4 protein-coding genes are annotated in these 2833 nt (G+C 65.9%); all 4 read left to right on the top strand.

From position 1 onward, the window contains the following. Positions 1-628, top strand: a 628-nt coding sequence (locus CCS01_RS15870; protein WP_104519767.1) for an ExeA family protein, incomplete at its 5' end; no start/stop codon positions are given. After that, the gene (locus tag CCS01_RS15865; protein WP_104519766.1) at positions 625-1578 is read left to right on the top strand and encodes an AAA family ATPase; all 954 of its coding nucleotides are present in this window, start codon (positions 625-627) and stop codon (positions 1576-1578) included. The genes CCS01_RS15870 and CCS01_RS15865, both read left to right, overlap by 4 nt. Before the next feature lie 197 nt (positions 1579-1775). Further along, positions 1776-2111, top strand: coding sequence for a transposase (locus CCS01_RS33760; RefSeq protein WP_158258421.1), 336 nt, complete (start codon positions 1776-1778; stop codon positions 2109-2111). A 208-nt stretch (positions 2112-2319) separates the two neighbouring features. Beyond that, on the top strand, positions 2320-2676 hold the full coding sequence (locus CCS01_RS15855; protein ID WP_146101792.1) for a hypothetical protein: 357 nt from the start codon (positions 2320-2322) through the stop codon (positions 2674-2676). Positions 2677-2833 lie beyond the last annotated feature (157 nt).

The raw sequence follows: 2833 nt of genomic DNA, 5'->3' as shown, positions 1-2833 counted from the left end.
CGACGTCACCGTCGGGGTGATCAGCCGCCCGCAAGCCAACATCGCCGACTTCTACCGCGAGATGGGCGAACTCTTCGGCGTCGAGCTGCGTCCGCACAACCGTTGGGGCGGGGCCAAGATCCTGCGCCGGCGCTGGCAGGCACACATCCAGAATACCCTGTCCAGGCCGGTGCTTCTGGTCGACGAGGCGCAGGAGATGCAGCCCGCCGTGCTCGCCGAGTTGCGCCTGCTGGTCTCCGCCGAGCTCGATTCCCAGATCCTGCTGACCGTCGTGCTGGCCGGCGACGGCCGCCTCGCCGAGCGTCTGCGCTCCGATGAATGCCTCCCCCTCGGCAGCCGCATGCGGGTGCGTCTGGCGATCGAACGCGCACCCCCGCAGGACCTCCAGGATTGCCTGCGGCACGCCCTGCAGCAGGCCGGCGCTCCGACCCTGATGACGGCGGAAGTGATCGCCACGCTGTGCGATCACGCCCAGGGTAATCTGCGCAGCCTCATGATCCTGGCCGACGAGTTGCTGGCCGCCGCCAGCCAGCGCGAGGCGCGGCAGATCGACGAGACGCTGTACTTCGAAACCTACGCCGCCACCACAGTCAGCAAGACCAAAGACGCCGCCAGCCGCCGGCGATGACACAGCTTCCCGTCCAGCCGGCCCATCGCCTCGCCGCGCGCGCCGAGCAGCAGCACTGGCTGGTCAGCGGGCTGTGGGCCGAGGAAGCCGTCGGCATCATCGGCGGCGAGCCCAAGTGCTGCAAATCCTTCCTCGCCCTCGACCTGGCCGTCGCCGTCGCAACCGCCACTCCGTGCCTGCGCCGCTTCCCGGTGCCGCGTCCCGGCCGCGTCCTGCTCTACGCGGCGGAGGACGCCCTGCACATCGTTCGTCGCCGCCTCGAGGGCATCTGCGCCGCCGCGGCAATCGCCATCGCCGATCTCGACGTTCAGGTGATCACCGCCCCGAGCCTGCGCCTCGATCTCGCGGCCGATCGCGCCAGCCTCGACGAGACCGTGGCCACGCTGAAGCCGCGGCTGCTCGTCCTCGATCCGTTCGTCCGGCTGCATCGCATCGACGAAAACAACAGCGGCGAGGTCGCGCCGCTGCTCACCTTCCTGCGCGAACTCCAGCGCCGCCACGCGCTCGCCGTCGCCGTCGTCCATCATGCCAAGAAAGGCGCAGGCAACATCCGCGCCGGCCAGGCCTTGCGCGGATCGTCGGAGTTCCACGCCTGGGGCGACTCCAATCTCTATCTGCGGCGCGACGGCAACGACCGCATCATCCTGACCGTCGAGCATCGCGCCGCCTCCGCCATGCCCGGGATCGCTCTCGAACTGATCCAGCGCGACAACGCCCTCGCCCTCGAACCGGCCGGCGTCGACCGCCTGCCGGAGCGCGGCGTGGCGCCAGCTTCGCTTGATCAGCGCATCGTCGCAGCCCTGGCCGAGGGCGAAGAACCCCGGCCGTTCGCCGATCTGCGCGCCATCTGCCGCGTCCGCACCACCACCCTCTACGAGCGTCTCGCCGCCATGACCGCGGCCGGCACCATTGCCAAATCCGCAGACGGTTACCGCCTCGTCAGCGGCTGACCGTCAATCTCAACGGCCACGTTCCCGAATACCGGGTGAAACGCCATAGGCCCGCGTCCATTCAACCACACCGCACGACAGCTACTTCCCACTTCCGCTTCCCAGGCTCCCTACAGCAGGCGGGAAGCGGAAGCGGGAAGCACATCAATTGCCGTGATCTTCGGCCCATCAAACAGCGTGATCGTGCTCAGCACCGGTTGCGCGCCGAAATTCCGACCGGCAAACTGATCCTGCTCTGGGATGGCGCGCCCTATCATCGCGCCAAGACGGTCTGGTCCGCCGCTGGCAGCCTGGGCATCCATCTGGTGCCGCTACCCAGCTACAGCCCCGACCTGATGGCGGTCGAGCCGCTGTGGCGCTGGCTGCGCGAGGACGTCACCTACCATCACTGCCATGCCACGGTCGAGGACCTGATCCGCCGCGTCGCCGCCTTCAAGGCCGACGTCGATGCCGATCCCTGCGCCGTTGCCGATCGGCTGTGGGTCAAGGATCATCTTGATCCTGAGGAGGAGAAGCTACGGTTCTCAAAGTAGACGCGGTTTAGGTGTGGCACTGCGAGGCGTGCGACAGCGCGGTGTTCTCGTTCCATTCCTGTGTTATGGGCAAATTCAGTAATGGGGAGTCAGCGGCGGCTCCTCATTGAATTCCGGCTGTCTTGAGCGCCGATGGCGCCGGTTCGCATCATCATCTTGTCCCCATAAGTCCGGACCTTCCTCAGCGCTACGGTTGGTTTGGCTGTCAATGGCCAATGACCGGAAGGAGACGATTTTGGAGATGTATTTCGGATCGCCTAAAATGGTTGCACACCTGCGTGCCGGTCCCAGTGGACCGTACATGGATGGCTTCGCTCGCTCTTTGGAGTTCAGCGGCTACGAGCCATCGATCGCGGTGCACTATTTGCGTACGGCGGCGCATGTCGGACACTTCACGCTGGAACAAGGCGGAACATTGGCCGACATCGATTTGTCGACCTTCTCACGCCATTTGCGAACCTATCGTTGTCCGCGGCCCAAAGGCGGACGGCGCAACCACCATACGATTTACGGTGCCAAGCGTTATCTGGACTTTGGCGGTTTCGATGCCTGTCAGGCGGCATAGGCCATAAGCTCTGCCAACCGTTCACTGATAGGCCTCGGCTTTTCCGCAGTTCGCGGTCGCGACCGCCAAGTCGGATAATCATCCCGCCACAGAATCGGGCGCACCGCCTCGTCCGCCCACAGCCGCCGCCGGATGAGGGCGAGGGCATCGGAGAACG

The organism is Rhodopila globiformis, from assembly GCF_002937115.1.
Classification (GTDB): Bacteria; Pseudomonadota; Alphaproteobacteria; order Acetobacterales; family Acetobacteraceae; genus Rhodopila; species Rhodopila globiformis.
Note: the sequence above shows the minus strand (reverse complement) of the source record. Positions and strands in the feature narration are given on the sequence as shown.